This window comes from Bradyrhizobium sp. R2.2-H (assembly GCF_004346455.1).
GTDB lineage: Bacteria > Pseudomonadota > Alphaproteobacteria > Rhizobiales > Xanthobacteraceae > Bradyrhizobium > Bradyrhizobium diversitatis.
In genome coordinates this window covers 77,342-95,911 of the sequence record NZ_SMBR01000011.1, presented here as the reverse complement: position 1 = coordinate 95,911, position 18,570 = coordinate 77,342, and the positions used below count along the sequence as shown (strand labels likewise).

Annotated in this window: 23 protein-coding genes and 1 tRNA gene; 17 read left to right on the top strand and 7 right to left on the bottom strand. The window is 64.3% G+C overall.

Annotation, left to right across the window (positions count from 1 at the left end; all coding sequences use genetic code 11):
- The first annotated feature begins 10 nt into the window (after window positions 1-10).
- From EDE08_RS26535 to EDE08_RS26485, 11 genes are all read left to right on the top strand, one after another.
- Entirely contained in the window at window positions 11-520 is a 510-nt protein-coding gene (locus EDE08_RS26535; protein ID WP_061881159.1) for a hypothetical protein, read from the top strand.
- A 131-nt stretch (window positions 521-651) separates the two neighbouring features.
- Complete coding sequence (locus tag EDE08_RS26530) at window positions 652-1,476, top strand: alpha/beta fold hydrolase (RefSeq protein ID WP_131871700.1); 825 nt, start codon at window positions 652-654, stop codon at window positions 1,474-1,476.
- A 331-nt stretch (window positions 1,477-1,807) separates the two neighbouring features.
- Complete coding sequence (locus tag EDE08_RS26525) at window positions 1,808-2,251, top strand: DUF2948 family protein (RefSeq protein ID WP_028176540.1); 444 nt, start codon at window positions 1,808-1,810, stop codon at window positions 2,249-2,251.
- A 146-nt stretch (window positions 2,252-2,397) separates the two neighbouring features.
- Window positions 2,398-3,693: a histidinol dehydrogenase gene (hisD, locus tag EDE08_RS26520; RefSeq protein WP_131871699.1), complete on the top strand. Its 1,296-nt coding sequence runs from the start codon at window positions 2,398-2,400 to the stop codon at window positions 3,691-3,693.
- Window positions 3,690-4,187 (top strand): UPF0262 family protein, encoded by a 498-nt coding sequence (locus tag EDE08_RS26515; RefSeq protein WP_061881155.1) that lies wholly within the window; start codon window positions 3,690-3,692, stop codon window positions 4,185-4,187. Before hisD ends, EDE08_RS26515 begins: the two co-directional genes overlap by 4 nt.
- A 6-nt stretch (window positions 4,188-4,193) precedes the next feature.
- Entirely contained in the window at window positions 4,194-4,661 is a 468-nt protein-coding gene (locus EDE08_RS26510; protein WP_131871698.1) for an arsenate-mycothiol transferase ArsC, read from the top strand.
- A 325-nt stretch (window positions 4,662-4,986) separates the two neighbouring features.
- Window positions 4,987-5,616: a Maf-like protein gene (locus EDE08_RS26505; protein ID WP_057027605.1), complete on the top strand. Its 630-nt coding sequence runs from the start codon at window positions 4,987-4,989 to the stop codon at window positions 5,614-5,616.
- Between the two features lie 144 nt (window positions 5,617-5,760).
- On the top strand, window positions 5,761-5,943 hold the full coding sequence (gene yacG / locus EDE08_RS26500) for a DNA gyrase inhibitor YacG (protein WP_131871697.1): 183 nt from the start codon (window positions 5,761-5,763) through the stop codon (window positions 5,941-5,943).
- 175 nt (window positions 5,944-6,118) lie between these two features.
- Window positions 6,119-6,194 (top strand) — tRNA-Phe (locus tag EDE08_RS26495).
- A gap of 240 nt (window positions 6,195-6,434) precedes the next feature.
- The gene (locus EDE08_RS26490) at window positions 6,435-7,067 is read left to right on the top strand and encodes a DUF1326 domain-containing protein (RefSeq protein WP_131871696.1); all 633 of its coding nucleotides are present in this window, start codon (window positions 6,435-6,437) and stop codon (window positions 7,065-7,067) included.
- A 196-nt stretch (window positions 7,068-7,263) separates the two neighbouring features.
- Window positions 7,264-7,971 carry a DUF2182 domain-containing protein gene (locus EDE08_RS26485; protein ID WP_349627702.1) on the top strand — a complete coding sequence of 236 codons (708 nt, stop codon included), beginning with the start codon at window positions 7,264-7,266 and terminating at the stop codon, window positions 7,969-7,971.
- A gap of 171 nt (window positions 7,972-8,142) precedes the next feature.
- Here the strand turns inward: EDE08_RS26485 and EDE08_RS26480 are convergent, their stop codons facing one another.
- The 3 genes from EDE08_RS26480 to EDE08_RS26470 are packed head-to-tail and all read right to left on the bottom strand — an operon-like array spanning window position 8,143 to window position 11,470.
- The gene (locus EDE08_RS26480) at window positions 8,143-9,360 is read right to left on the bottom strand and encodes an SAM-dependent methyltransferase (protein WP_131871694.1); all 1,218 of its coding nucleotides are present in this window, start codon (window positions 9,358-9,360) and stop codon (window positions 8,143-8,145) included.
- Window positions 9,361-9,363: 3 nt separating this feature from the next.
- On the bottom strand, window positions 9,364-10,152 hold the full coding sequence (locus EDE08_RS26475; RefSeq protein ID WP_131871693.1) for a DUF1365 domain-containing protein: 789 nt from the start codon (window positions 10,150-10,152) through the stop codon (window positions 9,364-9,366).
- Between the two features lie 4 nt (window positions 10,153-10,156).
- Entirely contained in the window at window positions 10,157-11,470 is a 1,314-nt protein-coding gene (locus EDE08_RS26470) for an NAD(P)/FAD-dependent oxidoreductase (protein ID WP_131871692.1), read from the bottom strand.
- A 174-nt stretch (window positions 11,471-11,644) separates the two neighbouring features.
- Here EDE08_RS26470 and EDE08_RS26465 point away from each other — a divergent pair, with 174 nt between their 5' ends.
- Together EDE08_RS26465 and EDE08_RS26460 are read left to right on the top strand one after the other, a co-directional pair.
- Window positions 11,645-12,448 (top strand): DUF1295 domain-containing protein, encoded by an 804-nt coding sequence (locus EDE08_RS26465; protein ID WP_131871691.1) that lies wholly within the window; start codon window positions 11,645-11,647, stop codon window positions 12,446-12,448.
- A gap of 134 nt (window positions 12,449-12,582) precedes the next feature.
- Window positions 12,583-12,984, top strand: a complete 402-nt coding sequence (locus EDE08_RS26460; RefSeq protein ID WP_131871690.1) for a DUF2177 family protein — start codon at window positions 12,583-12,585, stop codon at window positions 12,982-12,984.
- A gap of 25 nt (window positions 12,985-13,009) precedes the next feature.
- Here EDE08_RS26460 and EDE08_RS26455 read toward each other — a convergent pair whose 3' ends face one another.
- The 4 genes from EDE08_RS26455 to EDE08_RS26440 form a co-directional block, all read right to left on the bottom strand.
- Window positions 13,010-13,312: a hypothetical protein gene (locus EDE08_RS26455; protein ID WP_131871689.1), complete on the bottom strand. Its 303-nt coding sequence runs from the start codon at window positions 13,310-13,312 to the stop codon at window positions 13,010-13,012.
- 15 nt (window positions 13,313-13,327) lie between these two features.
- Entirely contained in the window at window positions 13,328-13,906 is a 579-nt protein-coding gene (locus EDE08_RS26450; RefSeq protein WP_131871688.1) for an RNA polymerase sigma factor, read from the bottom strand.
- Between the two features lie 79 nt (window positions 13,907-13,985).
- Window positions 13,986-14,627 carry a ChrR family anti-sigma-E factor gene (locus EDE08_RS26445; RefSeq protein ID WP_131871687.1) on the bottom strand — a complete coding sequence of 214 codons (642 nt, stop codon included), beginning with the start codon at window positions 14,625-14,627 and terminating at the stop codon, window positions 13,986-13,988.
- A complete protein-coding gene (locus EDE08_RS26440) occupies window positions 14,624-15,169 on the bottom strand; it encodes a sigma-70 family RNA polymerase sigma factor (protein ID WP_131871873.1) in 546 nt (181 codons plus the stop codon). The genes EDE08_RS26445 and EDE08_RS26440 overlap by 4 nt, the downstream gene beginning before the upstream one ends.
- Window positions 15,170-15,472: 303 nt before the next feature.
- Between EDE08_RS26440 and EDE08_RS26435 the strand changes: the two genes are divergently transcribed.
- From EDE08_RS26435 to EDE08_RS26420, 4 genes are all read left to right on the top strand, one after another.
- Entirely contained in the window at window positions 15,473-15,712 is a 240-nt protein-coding gene (locus tag EDE08_RS26435; protein WP_431309542.1) for a hypothetical protein, read from the top strand.
- Between the two features lie 164 nt (window positions 15,713-15,876).
- Window positions 15,877-16,554 (top strand): FABP family protein, encoded by a 678-nt coding sequence (locus tag EDE08_RS26430; RefSeq protein WP_131871686.1) that lies wholly within the window; start codon window positions 15,877-15,879, stop codon window positions 16,552-16,554.
- A gap of 19 nt (window positions 16,555-16,573) precedes the next feature.
- A complete protein-coding gene (locus tag EDE08_RS26425) occupies window positions 16,574-17,281 on the top strand; it encodes a RibD family protein (RefSeq protein ID WP_131871685.1) in 708 nt (235 codons plus the stop codon).
- A gap of 7 nt (window positions 17,282-17,288) precedes the next feature.
- Window positions 17,289-18,560 (top strand): flavin monoamine oxidase family protein, encoded by a 1,272-nt coding sequence (locus EDE08_RS26420; RefSeq protein ID WP_131871684.1) that lies wholly within the window; start codon window positions 17,289-17,291, stop codon window positions 18,558-18,560.
- The last annotated feature ends 10 nt before the right edge of the window (window positions 18,561-18,570 follow it).

Here is an 18,570-nt window from a genome sequence, read left to right as displayed (position 1 = left end):
GAGAGATGTCATGGTCCTTGGGTTGAGTCTGCCCGCCCTTACGCTGATCCATGTCATCATCAGCCTGATCGCCATCGTCGCCGGCCTCGTCGTGATGTTCGGCCTGCTCGGCTCGAAGCCGATGCCGGCCCTCACCGCGATCTTCCTGCTGACCACGATCCTCACCAGCGCCACCGGTTTCCTGTTTCCGTTCAAGGAGCTGCTGCCCTCGCATATCATCGGCATCATCTCGCTGGTGCTGCTCGCGATCGCCTGCGTCGCGCTGTACGGCATGAAGCTCGCCGGAGTCTGGCGCCCGGTCTATATCGTGACCGCGATGATCTCGCTCTATTTCAACGTCTTCGTGCTGGTCATCCAGTCGTTCCTGAAGGTGCCGGCGCTCGCCGCCCTCGCACCGGCCGTGCCGCCGGCGCCGCCGTCCGGTCCGGTGTTCGCCGTGGTGCAGGGCATCGTGCTGGTGTTCTTCGTGGTGCTGACCATCGGCGCCTGGCGCCGCTTCAGGCCAATGGCGTTTGCCTGATCACACGATTCTCAACGTTCCCCGTTGATTCGAGGCATCGCATTCAGAATCTCGCGTAGCTATCTGCACGGCATTGGCGCGTGCTCGTCGGCGCGCCACGCAATTGAATTTTCACCGAAAGAGAGCAATCCATGCCCACCATCACCACCAAAGACGGCGTCGAGATCTTCTACAAGGATTGGGGCTCTGGCCAGCCGATCGTGTTCAGCCATGGCTGGCCGCTGTCGGCGGACGACTGGGACGCGCAGATGTTGTTCTTCGTCACGCGCGGCTACCGCGTCATCGCCCATGACCGCCGCGGGCACGGCCGCTCGGCGCAGGTCGCCGACGGCCACGACATGGACCACTATGCCGACGATCTCGCCGCGCTCACCGCGCATCTCGACCTCAAGAACGCGATTCATGTCGGCCATTCCACCGGCGGCGGCGAAGTCGTGCACTACATCGCCCGTCACGGCGAGAGCCGGGTTGCGAAGGCCGCGATCCTCTCGGCGGTGCCGCCGCTGATGGTGCAGACCGAAGCCAATCCGGGCGGCCTGCCGAAGAGCGTGTTCGACGACCTCCAGAAGCAGCTCGCTGCCAGCCGCACGCAATTCTATCGCGACCTCCCCGCCGGCCCGTTCTACGGCTACAACCGTCCTGGCGCGACACCGTCGGAAGCGGTGATCCAGAACTGGTGGCGCCAGGGCATGATGGGCGGGGCGAAAGCGCATTACGACGGCATCGTCGCGTTCTCGCAAACCGATTTCACCGAGGACCTCAAGAAGATCAACGTGCCGGTGCTAGTGATGCACGGCGACGACGACCAGATCGTGCCTTACGCCGATTCCGCGCCGCTCTCTGCCAAGCTGCTCAAGAAGGGCATCCTGAAAACCTACAAGGGCTTTCCGCACGGCATGCCGACCACGCACGCCGAAACCATCAACGCCGATCTGCTGGCGTTCTTCAGGGAGTGAGTGACTCTTACCTTCCCCTTGCGGGGCAGGGCCATCGCATGTGAGGTGTGAGGCACCGACTGTTTCTACAGCGTCATGGCCGGGCTTGTCCCGGCCATCCACGCGTTTCCACGCAGCACAAGAACGTGGATGCCCGGGACAAGCCCGGGCATGACGACCTCTGCAAATGTGCACATGCGATGGCCCTGCCTTGCGGGGGAGGGGTGTCCGCGCAGGGTGCTGGAGATGGAGGATATCAATAGCCTCTAACCTGCCGGCCGGTTAGTTTGCGCGGAAATTTCGGGGCCCGCACGCGTTGAGCCCAGACCCCTCCAATGGAGAAGCGTCGGAAATGTCGCCCCAGCTCAAACTGATCGCGCTCGACGCCGACGACCTCGCCGTGATCTCGACCCATGTCCAGGACGCCCGAGTCCAGACCTCCGACATTATCTGGCGGCAGGGCGAGAAGCGGCTCGTGGTCGGAATGAGCCGGCTGGACTGGGAGCAGACATTGGAGGGCGAGGCCGAACCACGCCGGCTGGTCGCCGCGCTCCGTTTCGACCGTGTGCTCGCCTGCAAGTCGCGCAACATCGATCTCGCCGCGCCGGACAAGGTGCTGGACCTCGTCGGCATTGAATTTCACTCCCAGGACGGGCGCCATGAGGAGCCCGGCGGCAGCGCCCTGCTTCTGTTCGCCCAGGGCGGCGCCATCCGCCTCGATGTCGAGTGCCTGGAATGCGAGCTGACCGACCTCGGGGACGATGCGCTGGGAACGGGGATCGAGGGGGAGGGGTAAGGTGGCCGGTATACCAGTCGAATGGGCTGAGGCCGTCGCCCGAACGGCATCTGCCGAGGGTTGACGCAGCTTCCCCGCCGCGCCATTGAGCAGGGGACCCGGTGCGCCGATCCGCCCCAAAATACCAGCCAGAAGCCAAGCGAAACATGCCCGTTCGCCTCGACCGCAGCAGCGCCGATTTTGACCAGCGATTCGCCGCCTTCCTCGCCGCCAAGCGCGAGGCTTCGGCCGATGTCGAGGCCGCCGCGCGCGCGATCGTCGACGACGTGGCCAGGCGTGGCGATGCCGCCCTGCTCGAAGCCACGGCCAAGTTCGACCGGCTGACGCTGGATGCATCCTCCTTGCGCGTCACCGCCGCCGAGATCGAGGCCGCCGTGAAGGCCTGCGATGCCGCGACGCTGGATGCACTCGAGCTCGCGCGGGACCGCATCGAGACTTATCATCGCCGTCAGCTTCCAAAGGACGAGCGCTTCACCGACCCGCTCGGCGTCGAGCTCGGCTGGCGCTACACCGCGATCGAATCTGCCGGCCTCTACGTGCCTGGTGGCACCGCGGCCTATCCGTCATCGGTGCTGATGAACGCGGTGCCCGCGAAAGTCGCCGGCGTTTCGCGCCTCGTGATGGTGGTGCCCTCGCCCGACGGCAAGCTCAATCCGCTGGTGCTGGCCGCCGCGCATCTCGGCGGCGTCACCGAGATCTACCGTGTCGGCGGCGCTCAGGCCGTTGCCGCGCTCGCGCACGGTACCGCGACGATCGAGCCCGTCGCAAAAATCGTCGGCCCCGGCAACGCCTATGTCGCCGCCGCAAAGCGGCTGGTGTTCGGCAAGGTCGGTATCGACATGATCGCCGGTCCCTCGGAGGTGCTGGTGATTGCCGACGATACCGGCAACGCCGACTGGATCGCCGCCGACCTGCTGGCACAGGCCGAGCACGATGCGAGCGCGCAGTCGATCCTGATCACGGACTCGGCACGCCTTGCCGCCGACGTCGAAAAGGCGGTCGAGGCGCAGTTGAAGACGCTGCCGCGCGCGGCGATTGCAGGCAGCTCCTGGGCCGATTTCGGCGCCGTCATCATGGTGAAGAACCTTGCCGAGGCGATCCCGCTCGCGGACGCCATCGCTGCCGAGCATCTCGAGATCATGACCTCCGATCCGGAGGCGCTCGCCGAAAAGATCCGTAACGCCGGCGCGGTGTTCCTGGGGCCCCATACGCCCGAGGCGATCGGCGACTATGTCGGCGGCTCCAATCACGTGCTGCCGACGGCGCGCTCGGCGCGATTTTCCTCCGGGCTCTCGGTGCATGACTTCATCAAGCGCACCTCGATCCTGAAATGCGGACCCGATCAATTGCGTGCGCTCGGTCCGGCCGCGATGACGCTGGGCAAGGCGGAGGGGCTGGATGCCCATTCGCGTTCGATTGGATTGCGCCTCAATCTGTCATGACAAAGCCGCCCGAACAGGACGACTCGGCCAATCGCATCGTCGGCGTCACGCTCGACGAGGACTCGATCGGCCGTTCCGGGCCGGACATCGAGCATGAGCGGGCGATCGCGATCTACGATCTGATCGAACAGAATCTGTTCGCGCCCGAGGGCGCGGAGGGGAAGGGCCCGTTCACGCTGCATATCGGCATCACCGGCAACCGGTTGATGTTCGACATCCGCCGCGAGGACGGCACGCCTGTCGTCGCGCATCTGTTGTCGCTGACGCCGTTCCGGCGGATCGTGAAGGACTATTTCATGATCTGCGACAGCTATTACCAGGCGATCCGCACCGCGACCCCCGATAAGATCGAGGCCATCGACATGGGCCGCCGCGGCATTCATGACGAGGGGTCGCGCACGCTCCAGGAGCGACTGAAGGGCAAGGTGCGGGTCGACTTCGAGACCTCGCGCCGCCTGTTCACCCTCATTACCGTCCTGCATTGGAAAGGCTAAACGCGGATGGCTGCGCCCCCACGCGCACGCGATCCGCAATCGGTGCTGTTCGCCTGTGCGATGAACAGCGTGCGCTCGCCGATGGCCGAGAGCCTGTTGCTGCACATGTTTCCGCAGGGCCTCTACGTGAAGTCGGCCGGTACCAGGAAGGGTGAGCTCGATCCGTTCGCAGTGTCCGTGATGGCCGAGCTCGGCCAGGACATCTCGGCCCACAAGCCTCAGACCTTCGAGGAGCTGGAGGACTGGGAGGGGCTGAATTTCGACCTCATCATCACGCTCTCGCCCGAGGCGCATCACAAGGCACTGGAGCTGACACGGACACTCGCGGCCGAGGTCGAATACTGGCCGACGCAGGACCCCACCATCACCGAAGGCAGCCGCGACCAGAAGCTCGCTGCCTATCGCGAGGTCTGCGATCAGCTCTTGATGCGCATCCGCCGGCGCTTCGCCAAGGCGGGCGCGGCGAGCGGGTAGGGCGCGCGCCCCGGACGCAGCGGCTTTTCCCCCTCGCCCCGCTTGCGGGGAGAGGGTCGGGGTGAGGGGAAGTCTCCGCGAGGACGGTGACAGTGAGACTCGCGGAGAGTCCCCCTCACCCGGAATTCAAGCACGCTTGAATTCCGGCCTCTCCCCGCAAGCGGGGAGAGGCGAAGAAGCCGTAACACCCGCGTCACAGAGCGCAGGCACAGGCATGTCGGACACCTCGAATCACCAAACCTCCGGTTCCCGGTTGTGAAATCGGCCCCCTTCCGATAGGTTCCGCGCGCAATTCACCCCTCCGCTTCATCCCGCAAATCACCTGATGCTCGGCCGCCCCAAATTCGTACTTGCCTCCGGTTCGCCGCGCCGCCTGTCGCTGCTCAACCAGGCCGGCATCGAGCCCGACGCGCTCCGGCCGGCCGACGTCGACGAGACGCCGAAGCGGGGCGAGCTGCCGCGCGCCTGCGCCAACCGCCTCGCCCGGGCCAAGGCCGATGCGGCGCTGAAATCGGTGCAGCTGGACGACGAGCTGCGCGGCGCCTTCATCCTCGCCGCGGACACCGTGGTAGCGGTCGGTCGGCGCATCCTGCCCAAGGCCAATCTGGTGGATGAGGCCGCGCAATGCCTGCGGCTGCTGTCGGGTCGCAACCACCGCGTCTACACCGCGATCTGCCTCGTCACGCCGCGCGAGGCGTTCCGCCAGCGCCTGGTCGAAACCCGCGTGCGCTTCAAGCGTCTGTCGGAGGACGACATCCAGGCCTATATCGGCTCCGGTGAATGGCGCGGCAAGGCCGGCGGCTACGCCGTGCAGGGCATCGCCGGCTCCTTCGTGGTGAAGATGGTGGGGTCCTACACCAACGTCGTCGGCCTGCCGCTGTACGAGACCACGACGCTGCTCGGCGGCGAAGGTTTTCCGATCCGCTTCGGCTGGCTCAACACCACCGCGGTGTGAGCCGAAGGCCGCGGCCCGAACAAAACCGCGAAAACAACCCCATGCACAGTAGAAGGGCCGCGACGGCCCCCTGCGCTGCCGCCCCGGGAACCCGTTTGCCGACAGGCGCTTGAAGCCCTTCACCTCGTGTAAGCTGCCGATGTCATGAATGACCAAGTTGAAAAGCCCACCGGCCCGCGGAAGGCCTGCCCGATTTGCGGCAAGCCGCAGTCGGAGAAGACCCGCCCGTTCTGCTCCTCCCGCTGCCGCGACGTCGATTTGAACCGCTGGCTGAAGGGCTCCTATGTCATCCCCGGTCGCGATGATGAGGTCGACGACGTAGAATAGACCAATAATTTCAATTGCTTGAAAGCGGTGCCGGCCGGCCCCATGCGGGCCGCCGCAGCTTGTGCACAGCCGGGCGGCGCCCGGCGAAGCCTCTTGGCGAAGCCGGGTGGACAGGCCGCCCCGAGCCCACTATAAACCGCCCGCTCGATGGGCTTTGGCCCCTCTCTTGGAGCACGCCCAGGTAGCTCAGTTGGTAGAGCATGCGACTGAAAATCGCAGTGTCGGTGGTTCGATTCCGCCCCTGGGCACCATTTCCCTGACATCCCCGAGATGTGGCTGCCTATGAGGCACTACCCTCGTTCACTATACGTGGCCGGTGGCGGCTGATATGATCCTCGGACGGTAAACGGCAGCTCGCCATCAACTCGTCTACGATGCCGGCCTTCTGATCGGACCTCGATCCCGCTCGCGCCTTTCGCATTGCCTCGACAACAACGCTGAACAAATTCGTCAACGGCTGCCGCGTCCCCGTTCACATTGGGAGATGTGCCATGGCTGCATCGGACTGGCGTCTCGAAGGCGAATGGATGAAGAATTGCAATTGCGCGTTTGGCTGCCCCTGCGATTTCAACGCTCTACCGACCAACGGCTATTGCAAGGGCCTGGTCGGCATGCGGATCACGACGGGGCATTTTGAGGACGTCAAGCTCGACGGCCTTTGTTTTGCGGTCGTGGTGGATTTCCCCGGCGCGCTGCATCAAGGCAACGGCAAGATGCAGCCCATCGTCGACGAACGCGCCACACCGGAGCAGCGACAGGCGCTGTTCAATATCCTGTCGGGCAAGTATTCGGCCGAGGGCACGCTGTTCCACATCTTCAGCCTGATCGTGACGACCATTCACGATCCGATCTTCGCGCCGTTCGAATTTTCCTTCGACAAGGATGGCCGTGTCGCAAAACTCGTCGCCGGCAGCGTGCTCGAGACCGAGGTGGAACCGATCAAGAATCCGGTGACCGGTGCGCCACATCGAATTCAAGTGGTCATGCCCGAGGGCTTCGAGCACAGGGCCGCCGAGGTCGCGTCCGCCAACATCCGCTCGGCCGGTGCGATCCCATTCGAGACGCAGGGTACGCACAGCTCACTCGCCAATGTCGTGCAGACGCCCGAGGGCGTCGCGGCGTGATGCGGCGCTGACATCGAGGCCGCAGCTTCGGTGTCAACTCGTTGTCTTCCGGGAGCGCGACGCGCGCGTCGCGACGGATGAAGATCCGGCCCCGGGATTCGTCACTACGCTGGCGGATTAACCCATGCACGGGCGTGCGATACTGGAACATCTGCTCCACCGCGATCGCCTGATCGTCGCGATCGGGACCGCCGTCGTGGCGGCGCTGGCCTGGGCCTATCTCATGGGCGGCGCCGGCATGGACACCGCCATGATGGCCGAGATGCCGGACATGGCGCCAATGCCGTGGACGCTGCGTTCTGCCGCGCTGCTGTTCGCCATGTGGTGGGTGATGATGATCGCGATGATGGCGCCGAGCGCGGGGCCTACGGTCCTCTTGTATGCGACGATCAGGCAAAAGGACGAGACTGCATCCCGCGCAGCAATCGATGCCTGGATCTTTCTCGCCGGGTACCTCGTGACATGGGCTGGGTTCAGTCTCGCTGCAGTCCTGGCACAATGGACGCTTGAACGCCTCGGCTTGTTGTCGATGGCGATGGCAAGCACCAGCGCGGTTTTGGGCGGCGTCATCTTGCTTGCCGCGGGACTCTACCAGTTCACGCCCTTCAAACGCGCCTGCCTGCGGTACTGCGAGAGCCCGCTGTTGTTTCTCAGCCGGCATTGGCGGCCCGGCACGCGCGGGGCATTCCGCATGGGGCTGCGCCACGGCAGCTACTGCGTCGGCTGCTGCTGGGTTCTGATGGTCTTGCTGTTTGTCGGCGGCGTGATGAATCTGGTCTGGATCGTCGGGCTCATGCTCTATGTCGCCGGCGAAAAGCTGCTGCCGTTCGGCCGAAGATTGAGCTATGTGGCAGGCGGGATCCTCATCCTGTCCGGCGCGATCGTTCTCGCGCACGCAGTGTGAGGCCCGAAACCGTCAGCACTGTCGAAGCGCGATGAGACTGGGATGAATCGTCATCGCGCTTTGGATGTTTGTTTGAGGATGATCATTTCGGAAAACCGCTGCGCACTTTCTCCGGATCATGCATTGAAATACCGCACGCTGCTGGCGGGGGCCGCTGTCCCCTGAGCCTCGTCAGCTTTGGCGTGCAAAAACCAGCTGCCGGACGTCGATCTTTCCGGCCCTGAATCCTGCCTCGCAGTAGCACAAATAGTATTCCCACAGCCGGCGGAAGGGCTCGTCGAACCCGAGCGAGGTCAGGTCGCTCCATGCCTGTCCGAAGTTCTCTCGCCAGAGCGCGATCGTCTTTGCATAGTCTTGCCCAAACACGCGCTCGCGAATGACAGGCAGCTCGAAGCGTTCGCCGAGCGAGCGCAGGATAGTCGTCGAGGGGAGCATCCCTCCCGGAAAGATGTAGCTCTGGATGAAGTCCACACGCCGCCGATAGCTGTCAAAGAGCTCGTCGCGGACCGTGATGGCCTGGATGCCTGCCAGACCGCCGGGCTTGAGCCGCCGATTCAACTGATCGAAGTAGGTTGGCCAGAATTGCTCGCCGACGGCCTCGATCATCTCGATGGAGGCGATGCGGTCGAAATGACCTTCCTGGTCGCGATAGTCCTGCAACCGGACCTTGACCTTTTCGGCGAGCCCGGCTTCGTGGATTCGTCGACGGGCAAACTCGTGCTGCTCCTTGCTGATGGTGAGGGCCACCACGCTGGCGCCGTAAGTCTTCGCGGCAAACTCGGCAAAGCCGCCCCAACCGCATCCGATCTCGAGCACGCTCTGACCGGGCCGCAATTCGATAGCTTTCGCCAGTTGTTCGTATTTGTGCTGTTGGGCAGAGGGCAGGTCGGCTGTCTCGGCCGGAAACAAAGCCGACGAGTAGGTCATGCTCGAATCGAGCCACGCAGCGAAGAACTCGTTTCCGAGATCGTAGTGCGAGTGGATGTTGTGCCTCGACCCCTGTCTGGTGTTCCGGCGCAGTCGATGAAGCACCCGCCGGCACAGCCGGACCAGCATGTTCCCGGGAAAGGCACTGTCGACCAGCTCTTCGTTGAGACAGAACACGTAGAGAAGCTGGGTGAGATCGGGCGTGCTCCAATCGCCGCGAATGTAGGCCTCGGCCATGCCGATGTCGCCGCCCATGACGAGGCTGCGCGCGAACCTGTAGTTGTTGAGCTCGATGGTGGCCGACGGACCCGGAAGGCGGCCGCGCAACGTGACGGTTCTCTGGTCGGGAAGGCGCACGTGAACCGTGCCGTATCTGATCTGCGATGCAAGGCGCAGAGCCAGTCGGGCAAGGAATGGGACACCATCGAATTGAACGGCCTGATGCGTGGCTGCGAGGTCCATGGTTCAAGTCTCGCGTTGTTTCAAACGGGGCACGTACGGAGTACCTTTCAGCCAAAGCCGCATCGCTTCCCAGTGGATGGCTGCGATCACCTTGAACGTCAGGAAGGGCAGACCGAACAGCGCCGCCAATAGCGAGTGGGTGGTCAGAGGGCGGCGTCGTCCGCGGAACGCCGCCGCAAACATCGCGCCCTGCTCGCTCGTCTGCACGATCCTGACCCTCACATCTCGCTCCGGTGGAGAAATGCTGAAGCGGTAATGTGTTTCCATCGCCATGAAAGGCGAAACATAAAATTCCTTCGCCTGGCTCTGCCGTATTGTGCAGCCCGGTCGCGCACCCTGCACGGGCAGGATGTAGGAATGCATGTCGCCGAAGGTGTTGCGAACCTCGTAGATCAACAGTGCGAGGTCGCCGGACGCGCGGTAGCAGAAATAGACCGAAAGCGGGTTGAACACGTAGCCCAGAACCCGGGGATAACAGAGAAGGAGAATGCGGCCTCCGGAGAGATCGATGCCGCGCTCCGCTGCCAGTCCTCGGACGTGCTGGCCGAGGCTGGCGCTCTTGCCCTCGCCGTGATCGCGCTCGTGGAAGCTGAAGGGTGCCGCTCGATTGACGCCAAACAGCCTGGACAGGCCATTTGCTTCGCCCAACCGGTCGAGATCGATCAGCAGGCTCATCACGCGGTAGCTGAATCTGTGCTGCACGGGCCGCCACCTCGCGTGCATCACTTTTCCCCGGTAGAGCGCGGCGGGCGCTATCGCATTCTCCGCTCTCGTCGGTTTGGTTTGGACCATCGTGCTACTCGGCAGCCTGGACCAGCAACGGGTCGGACCGACGCCATGGAACCTGGCCGCCAAGCGCGTCGGCAACGGAGATGCCGGACTGCAAGCCATCCTCGTGAAAGCCATAGCCGGTCCAGGCACCGCAGAACCACGTCCGGCGGCGCCCTTGAATTGCGGGGAGCCGTCGCTGCGCCGCGAACGCTGCCAGGTCGTATTGCGGATGGGCGAAGCTGAATTTTGCAAACGTCAGATGGGCCGCCGGCTCGAAAGGCGGGTTGAGACTGACGAACAATGGCTTGCGGTCGTCTATGCCCTGCAGCCGATTCATCCAATAGGTCACCGCGACGTCGTTCTGGACGGGCGTTTGTCGCGGCCATTGCAGGAAGTTCCAGGATGCCCATGCCTGGCGGCGCCTGGGCATGAGATTGCGATCGCGGTGCAGATAGACGGTGTTGGGGGCATACCTGATCGCGCCGAGAACCGAGCGCTCCTGGGCATCGGCATCCGACAGCGCCGCCAAGGCCTGATCGCTGTGACAGGCCATCACGACGGCATCGTAAGTCTCCACACCACCATGACTGTCGCGGATCGTCACGCCATGCTCCGCTCGATGGATCGACGTCACCGCACAGCCTAGCCGAATGTTGTCCTTGAACATAGCGGTGAGCTTGTCGACATAGCGCCGGCTGCCACCCTCCACGGTCCGCCAGCGCGGCCGGTCCAGGTGCAGGAGCCGGTGGTTGTCGAAGAAGGCGACGAAGTTTTCCGCTGGGAAAGACAGAATGTCGGCCGACGAGGACGACCAGATGGCCGCCCCCATCGGTCCGAGATAATCGGAGAACAGGCGCGGCCCGAACGATTCCTTGCGCAGATACTCGCCGAGCGTCAGGTTGTGCAGCCGGCCGGCGCGCAAGTCCGCCGCGCTCTGCCTGTTGAATCGCAGGACCTCGGCCAGCATGCGAAAATAGGATGGCGATGAGAGGTTGCGCGGTTGTGCAAACAGGCCGCAAACAGTCTGCAGGAAGGTCTCGCCGCCACCCCGCCATTCGAACCGGCCATCATCGGCGGACATGGCGAAGCTCATGCAAGTCTCGACGGTCCTCACGCCCAGCCGCGCGAACAGCGCCGTCAATTGCGGATAATTTGCCTCGTTGAACACGATGAAGCCGACATCGACGTCAACGGCTTCGCCATCATAGTCGACGCGAACGGTTTGGCTATGTCCGCCCGGGCGCAGCTCGCGCTCGTACACCGTCACGGCATGGCGTTTCGACAGGAGCCACGCGGCAGCATTGCCGGCAATTCCGGTCCCGATCACGGCCAAACGCATTCTCTGTCGCCCCCACTGGATACCGTCAATACGGTGCTCGATACGGTCGCTGCGCAAGGAAACGTTCGGCGAGATGGCGCGGATCACCTTGCGGACCATCGGCCGACCCGCCGCCGAGCGCGAAACCGGCTCCTGCAGCCGACGTATCGAGGAGAGGGCAATTCTGGTGAGGGCATGGTTTTGGTGCATGTTCAGGCAATAGGCGGCATTGCGCTGGCCCTTTGTCTCCTGATGGGACTGGCCTGGGTCGTTCAGCAGCGTACGGGAAACTCCGGATGGGTTGATGCAATCTGGTCCTACGCGACCGGCCTCGTTGGCGCGGTCGCCGCTCTGTGGCCTCTCGCCGACGACACGCTGGCACGCCGGGTGCTCGTCGCAGGGCTCGTGCTGCTTTGGTCGGTGCGACTCGGCACGCACATTGCGCGCCGGGCCGCGGCAGGCATCGACGATCCTCGGTATGCGAACTATGCGCGCCAGTGGGGGGCTGCGGCTCCTCGCCGGATGTTCCTCTTTCTGCAATCGCAGGCGCTGGTCTCGGTGCCGCTGCCGTTCGCCGTCTTCCTCGCGGCGCACGCTCCCGAGCCCGGATTGCGACTGCAGGACTACGCCGGAGCCGTCATCATTCTGGCAGCCGTCGCAGGCGAGGCATTGGCGGATCGGCAATTGCGCCGGTTCAAGCTCTGCCCATCCAACGCCGGGCTCGTCTGCGATGCCGGCCTTTGGCGCTGGTCGCGTCATCCGAACTATTTCTTCGAATGGCTGGGGTGGTGGGCTTACCCGGTCATCGCGCTGTCGCCCGGATATGCATGGGGGTGGGTCAGCCTGGCGGCGCCGGCGATGATGTACTGGATACTCGTGCATGTGACGGGGATACCCCCGCTTGAGGAGCAGATGCTGCAATCGCGCGGCGACCGGTATCGGGAGTATCAGGCGCGAACCAATGCATTCGTCCCGTGGCCGCCGAAACACGCACATTGATGGCCGGTGGCTGTTGTGCTGGCTGGACGCAAGCGGGCGCGAGTGCGCGGATATGATCCGGCGTGGTTCGCCGGTCGTTAATCCGATGCCGGGTTCGACAAGCCGGCCAGATGCAATCGGACGGGAACGCGGACATGAATCTTCTCTTCACCTATCTTTCGGTGGCCTTGACCTTCGTTGCAATCGACATGGTCTGGCTCAAGATCATGGTCGAAAGGCTCTACCGGCCGGTGCTGGGGGGTATGTTGCGGGCCGAGCCCAATCTGGCGGCCGCTGCGGCATTTTACTTGTTGTATCCCATCGGTTTGATCTGGTTCGCCGTGCTGCCCGCGCAGCAAGACGGGAATGCGCTGCGCGCCTTCATGTCCGGCGTGATGCTCGGGTGCTTCAGCTATGCGACCTATGATCTCACCAATCAGGCGACCCTGCGGAATTGGTCGACCGGGCTGACACTTGCGGATGTTTGCTGGGGATCGTTTCTTGCCGGCGTCAGTGCATGGATCGGATTTCTCGTCGCTCGAAAGCTGGCCGACTAAGCGTGAGCAAGCGTGGCAGGCCGAGCTAGGTACAACTTCGCCCTCCGAGCTGGTCGAACGTGTCTCTGGTTTCCGCGATCTTGTCGGACAAGGACCTGAATGTGCTTTGAGCCTGCAGCTTCGCATCTTCGTCGAGCAGGAGGCAGGCGAGATCGACCAGTTGATCGCTCATGCGCTCCATGGCAGCAAGCAGCTGATCGAGGTTGGCTCCGGGATCGTCGGCTCCGACACGTTCGACATCTCTCAAAACCGCTTCGAGCCGTGCGATCGAGGAGACGAGCCGGTCCCCGCGATCGGACTCCGGAAACGCGATGATCTCTGCAGCCATGCGCGTTCTCCGGCGTCAGGCCGCAGCCGCGAGGCAATCCTTGCGCACCGCCAGGATGGTTCGATGCAGCCAGGTCTTGATGGTGCCGACCGGCACACCGAAGCGTCGTGACAGGCTGGCGCGGCTCTCGCCTTCGAGATAAGCGAGAGCCACCAGCCTGCGGCGATCTTCCGGCAAACGAGCCAATGCTCCGCGCGCAGTCGGCTCGGCACTGGCGTAGTCGAAATCCTCGATCGATGGCGCGCCGGCTCCCGCCGGAACCAAGAGCGCTTCGTCCAATTCGTAAGTTTGCTGCCTTCTGGTCCGCCGATGATCAATTGCGGTATTCCGGACGATCGCGGACATCCAGGCCATCGCCGGGGCGCGTCCGGGATCGAACCGACCAGCCTTGCGCCAGATCTTCAGAAAGGTCTCCTGGAGGATGTCGTCGACGTCGTGAGGTGAAGCTCCAACGGCCAGCGCTATCCTGCGCAGCCGGCCTCGTGTCAGCGTGTGGAGCTCTGCGAAGGCACGTGTCTCGCCTGCGGAAACGCGTGCCAGTAGTTCAGGCAGCCTCTCGCTCGGCACCTGACTCGCCAGGCTTGAACCGGCCATGTCCTGTCTCCCTTGCGTTTGTTTCGAAACGCTCCGGGCGCGGGTCTGGATCACCCCCGGGGAGAAGGACTCGAGAGAATCAAAGCCGCACGAATGGCCCGATCAGTCGGCCGAGAAAACCGTTCATGCGCAGGTCGCCGGTCATCGCCACCAGGCAGACGCATGGGCCTTCGTCCCCGACGATGGGACGATGCTCGATCTCGTCATCACCGTAATCGAAATCACCAGGACCAAAGCGTCCGCCCTCGTGACTGAAGCTGCCCTCGAGGACGAGCGTCAGTTCGGTGCCGGTGTGCGTGTGTTCAAGCATGCGTGAGCCTGGCGCGGACCGAAGCAGAAAGGCGCGCGCCTTGCCCGAACCGGAAAGCTCGATCGGCCGCATGCTCAGACCCGGCGCGATGCGCCGGCGCTTGCCGATGCGATACTTTCGCAGTGCCGGCGGAAGATCATGATTGGCGTCGGACGTGAGGGGTGGCGCCGCTTCGTCTTCCGGAGCGCTGTCAATTCGCGACATGACGCGGTCGAACGCATCTGGTGCGATCGGCACCGGCTCGACATCCTCCAGCGCGGCTCCCGCAAGCTGCTCGATGGCCCGCACAAAGCGGGCGCACCGCGCGCAACCTGCCACATGAACTCCCACGACCAGCTGATGGGCCTCTTCCAGCTTGCCGGCCGCGAAATCGGCCAGAAGATATTCAGGCGGGTGGTGGCTGATCGTCATGCTTCTTCGTCCAATATGTCTCTCAACCGGTTCATCGCCAGCCTGATCCGAGACTTGACCGTTCCGAGCGGAATACCGAGCTGGCTCGCGATTTCCGGATGCGCCCTCTCCTCGATGAACGACAGCCTCACCACCATGGATTGCTCTGTCGAGAGTTGCTTGATGGCCGACTCGATCCGTGCGGCATCCTGCACCCGCGAAATGACGGCATCTGCCGGTTCGGCTGGGTCCGGTGCATCGGGCAGCTCGGAATCGGCATGCAGACGGTTTGCCCGCGCTCTGCGACGGAATAAATCGATCCGCAGGTTGCGCGCGATCGTGAATATCCAGGCCGCCGCGCCAGCCGTCGCAGGATCGAAGAGGCTCGCCTTCCGCCACACGGCGATCATCGCATTTTGGGCGATCTCCTCCGCCTCGTCGGAGCTGCACCCGGCTTTCTGCATCAGTCCCTTGATGCGAGGCGCGAAATGCTCGAATAGCCGCTTAAAAGCGGCCCGGTCACCGTGAGAGGCGACGCGTCCGATCAAATCAGCCCAATCCACCTTTGCCTTCGGCCCTTTGCTCGCACCAATCGACAGCCGCGCCTCACCCCGCCGGGGCACGCGAGCTTCAGCCCGGATTGGCACATCTATAGCCCGGATAGCAGCGATCATAGCGCCTCGACAAGCGATCTCCGAGGCTGAGAACGAGCGGGAACAGGCCCCGGATCACTGTGCAGTGCCCAATTGTTGGTTCCAACCCGCATGCCTGCACCCGGCCCATCCTGGCACTCTGCTTGCTCAGTCAGGAGCCAAGCCAAGGTCTCGGCGAGAGGCCGTTTCAGGTTGAGGCAAGTGATGCAGAAAATGTCCCGTTCTGGTGCTGCCGGTGAACTCCGGCTCGATGCATTGATCGCCGATTTGTGGTGGCGCGTTCGGCTCCTGAACACCGACATCCTCGAGGAGGAAGCTCGGGCCAGGGTGTTCGACGTGAACCAGCCGACCTATCCGCTGCTCGCGCTCAACCTGCGCACACGACGCGACAACCTGGTGTCGACGATCGGCGTGCTCGAGCAGCGCGCGAAATCAATGTCGGAAGCGGCTTGAGAGCAGTATCGGGGCCGGCGGCCGCGCCACGGGCCGTCGGCGCACGGGATGCAACGAGCATCGTCGCATGGCTCGAATGCCCCCGGCGCTTGTCGGGGCATGAGTTGAATTCACGCCGCGCCTGGCTGTGATATTGCTGGCCTCCGCAATCCCGCGAGGCCCTCATGCTCCCCATTCCCGCCGATATCTTCACCGAGCCCGAGGACGTCTCGCCCGACGGCCTTGCCAATCTCGGCCCGCTGCGGCGGCTCGCCGGCACCTGGCAGGCGGACAAGGGCATCGACGTCAATCCGAAGGCGGAAGGGCCGGAGCGGCGAACCTTCATAGAGCGCATCCGCATGGACCCGATCGATCCGCAGGCCAACGGACCGCAGCTGCTGTACGGCCTGCGCTATCACATCCACATCAACACGCCCGAAGAAGACATCACCTTCCACGACCAGGTCGGCTATTGGCTGTGGGAGCCCGCGACCGGGCTGATCATGCAGACGCTGGCGATCCCGCGCGGCCAGGTGCTGCTGGCCTCGGGCAAGGCCGGGCCGGATGACAGGACAATCACGGTCACCGCCAAACGCGGCGACACCGCTTACGGGATCTGCTCGACCGACTTCCTGGAACAGGCCTTCCGCACCGATACCTACCGCTGCGACATCACCTTCAACGACGATGGCAGCTGGACCTATCTGATCCAGACCGAGTTGTTCGTGCGCGGCGCGCCGTTCAATCATCGCGACACCAACACGCTCCAGCTCGTCGCGCCGCCAAAGCTCAATCCGCTGGCGGTGATCGCGAGCGATCGCGCCAAGGAGAATGCGGCAGCCGGCGGTGGATCCGCGGCCTGAGCGCTATCCGGAGAATTGCATGAAGCCGTATGTCATCTGTCTGATGCACTCCAGCCTCGACGGCCGCACGCATCCGAGCCGCTGGCGTCCGAAGGGGGCAGGCACGGATTGGTTCGAGAAGATCCATGACGAACTCGGCGGCGATGCCTGGGTGATCGGCCGCGTCACCGGGGCGGAGTTCGCCAAGGGCAAGCCCTATCCCGCGACGGAGGCAACGTTCCCGCGCCAAAGCTGGTTTGCGCGGCGCGATGCGAAGACCTATGGCGTGGTGCTCGATGCACAGGGCAAGATCGGCTGGGGGCGCTCGGACATCGGCGGCGACCCGATCGTCGTCGTGCTGACCGAGCGTGTGCCGGATTCGCATCTCGCCGGCCTTCGCGGCGAGGGCGTGTCCTACATCTTTGCCGGCAAGTCCGAGATCGACCTGGGGCTGACGCTGGACATCCTCGCCCGCGAGCTGGGCGTGAAGCGTCTGCTGGTGGAAGGCGGCGGCGTCGCCAACGGCGCGTTCCTGCGCGCCGGTCTCATCGACGAGTTCAACCTGATCCTCAGCCCGGCAATCGACGGCGCGAAAGGCGCACCCTTCGTGTTCGATTCGACAGAGGCGCACGGCGACCGGCGTGCACCGATCACCGCGATGACGCTGGAGAGCACGCGCGAGCTCGGCGGCGGCGTCCTGCTGCTGCGATATCTGATCAAGAACGACCCTCAGGCAGCGAGCCGGTAAGCGCGGCATGTCCGATCCATCCGAGCACATCGTCATTGTCGGCGCCGGCGCGGCCGGCCTGATGGCGGCGCGCGAATTGGCGCGTGCCGGCCGGAAGGTGACGATCCTGGAGGCACGCGAGCGCTGTGGCGGCCGCATTCATCCGCTGCCGGCCTCGGAGTTCGGCTATCGCGCCGATGGCGGCGCTGAATTCGTTCATGGCGAGGCGCCGGTCACGCGCGCACTCCTGCGCGACGCCGGGCTGTCCCTCCAGGAGATCGAAGGCGAGCAATGGAGCTTTGACGGGGCGAGGCTCGCGCGCGAGGATCGCCCCGATCTCCATGAGGCAGAGCTTCAAGCCACGCTGCGGGGCTTGAAGGACGATCTCGTGGTCGCCGACTTCCTGCGCCGGCATTTTGCCGGGGACGACTATGCGCCGATGCGCCGTTCGATCGAACGGATGGTCGAGGGTTATGATGCGGCCGACCCCGAGCGCGCGTCCACGCTGGCGTTGCGCGCGGAATGGATGGATGGCGGACACGCTCCGCTGGCGCGGATCGACGGCGGATACGGCGCCATGATCGACGTGCTGGCCGCCGACTGCCGCAGGCACGGCGCAACCATCCGCCTCGGCTGTGTCGTGTCGGCTCTCGCGGAGGGGGGCGGCGCGGTGACCGTTCGCTGCGCCGGCGGTGATGTGCACGCCTGCGATCGCGTGATCCTCACCGTGCCGCTGCCGCTGCTGCGCGAGATCGCGCTGCCGGCGGAGGCGCGCGCGAAGCTCGCCGCTGCCGACGACATCGGCTTCGGCAATGTCATCAAGATCCTGCTGCGCTTCGCACGGCCATGGTGGCGCGAGCGCAAGGAAAATCTCGCGGACATGACCTTCCTCTTGTCCGACCAGGTGATCCCGGTGTGGTGGACGCGCTATCCAGACCAGCAGCCCGTGCTCACGGGCTGGTTCGGCGGCCCGCGTACGGCGGAGCTGGAAAGCCTCGATCCGCAAGAACTGATCGATGCCGGGCTCGGCTCGCTCGCCGCCATGTTCGGCCTGCCGCGCGATGATATCGTGCGCGAGCTCGTGGCGGCGGCTGCGATCAACTGGGCGCATGATCGATTCGCGCGCGGTGCCTATTCCTGGGCGACGCCGCGGACGCGGGAGGCACAGGCGATCCTCGCACGTGCCGACGGGCGCGTGCTGTTTTCGGGTGAAGCGCTCTATCGCGGCCGCGATATGGGCACGGTCGAGGCGGCGCTGGCGAGTGGGTTGGAGACGGCGGAGAGAATCTTGCAGGGATAACGGAAAAGGC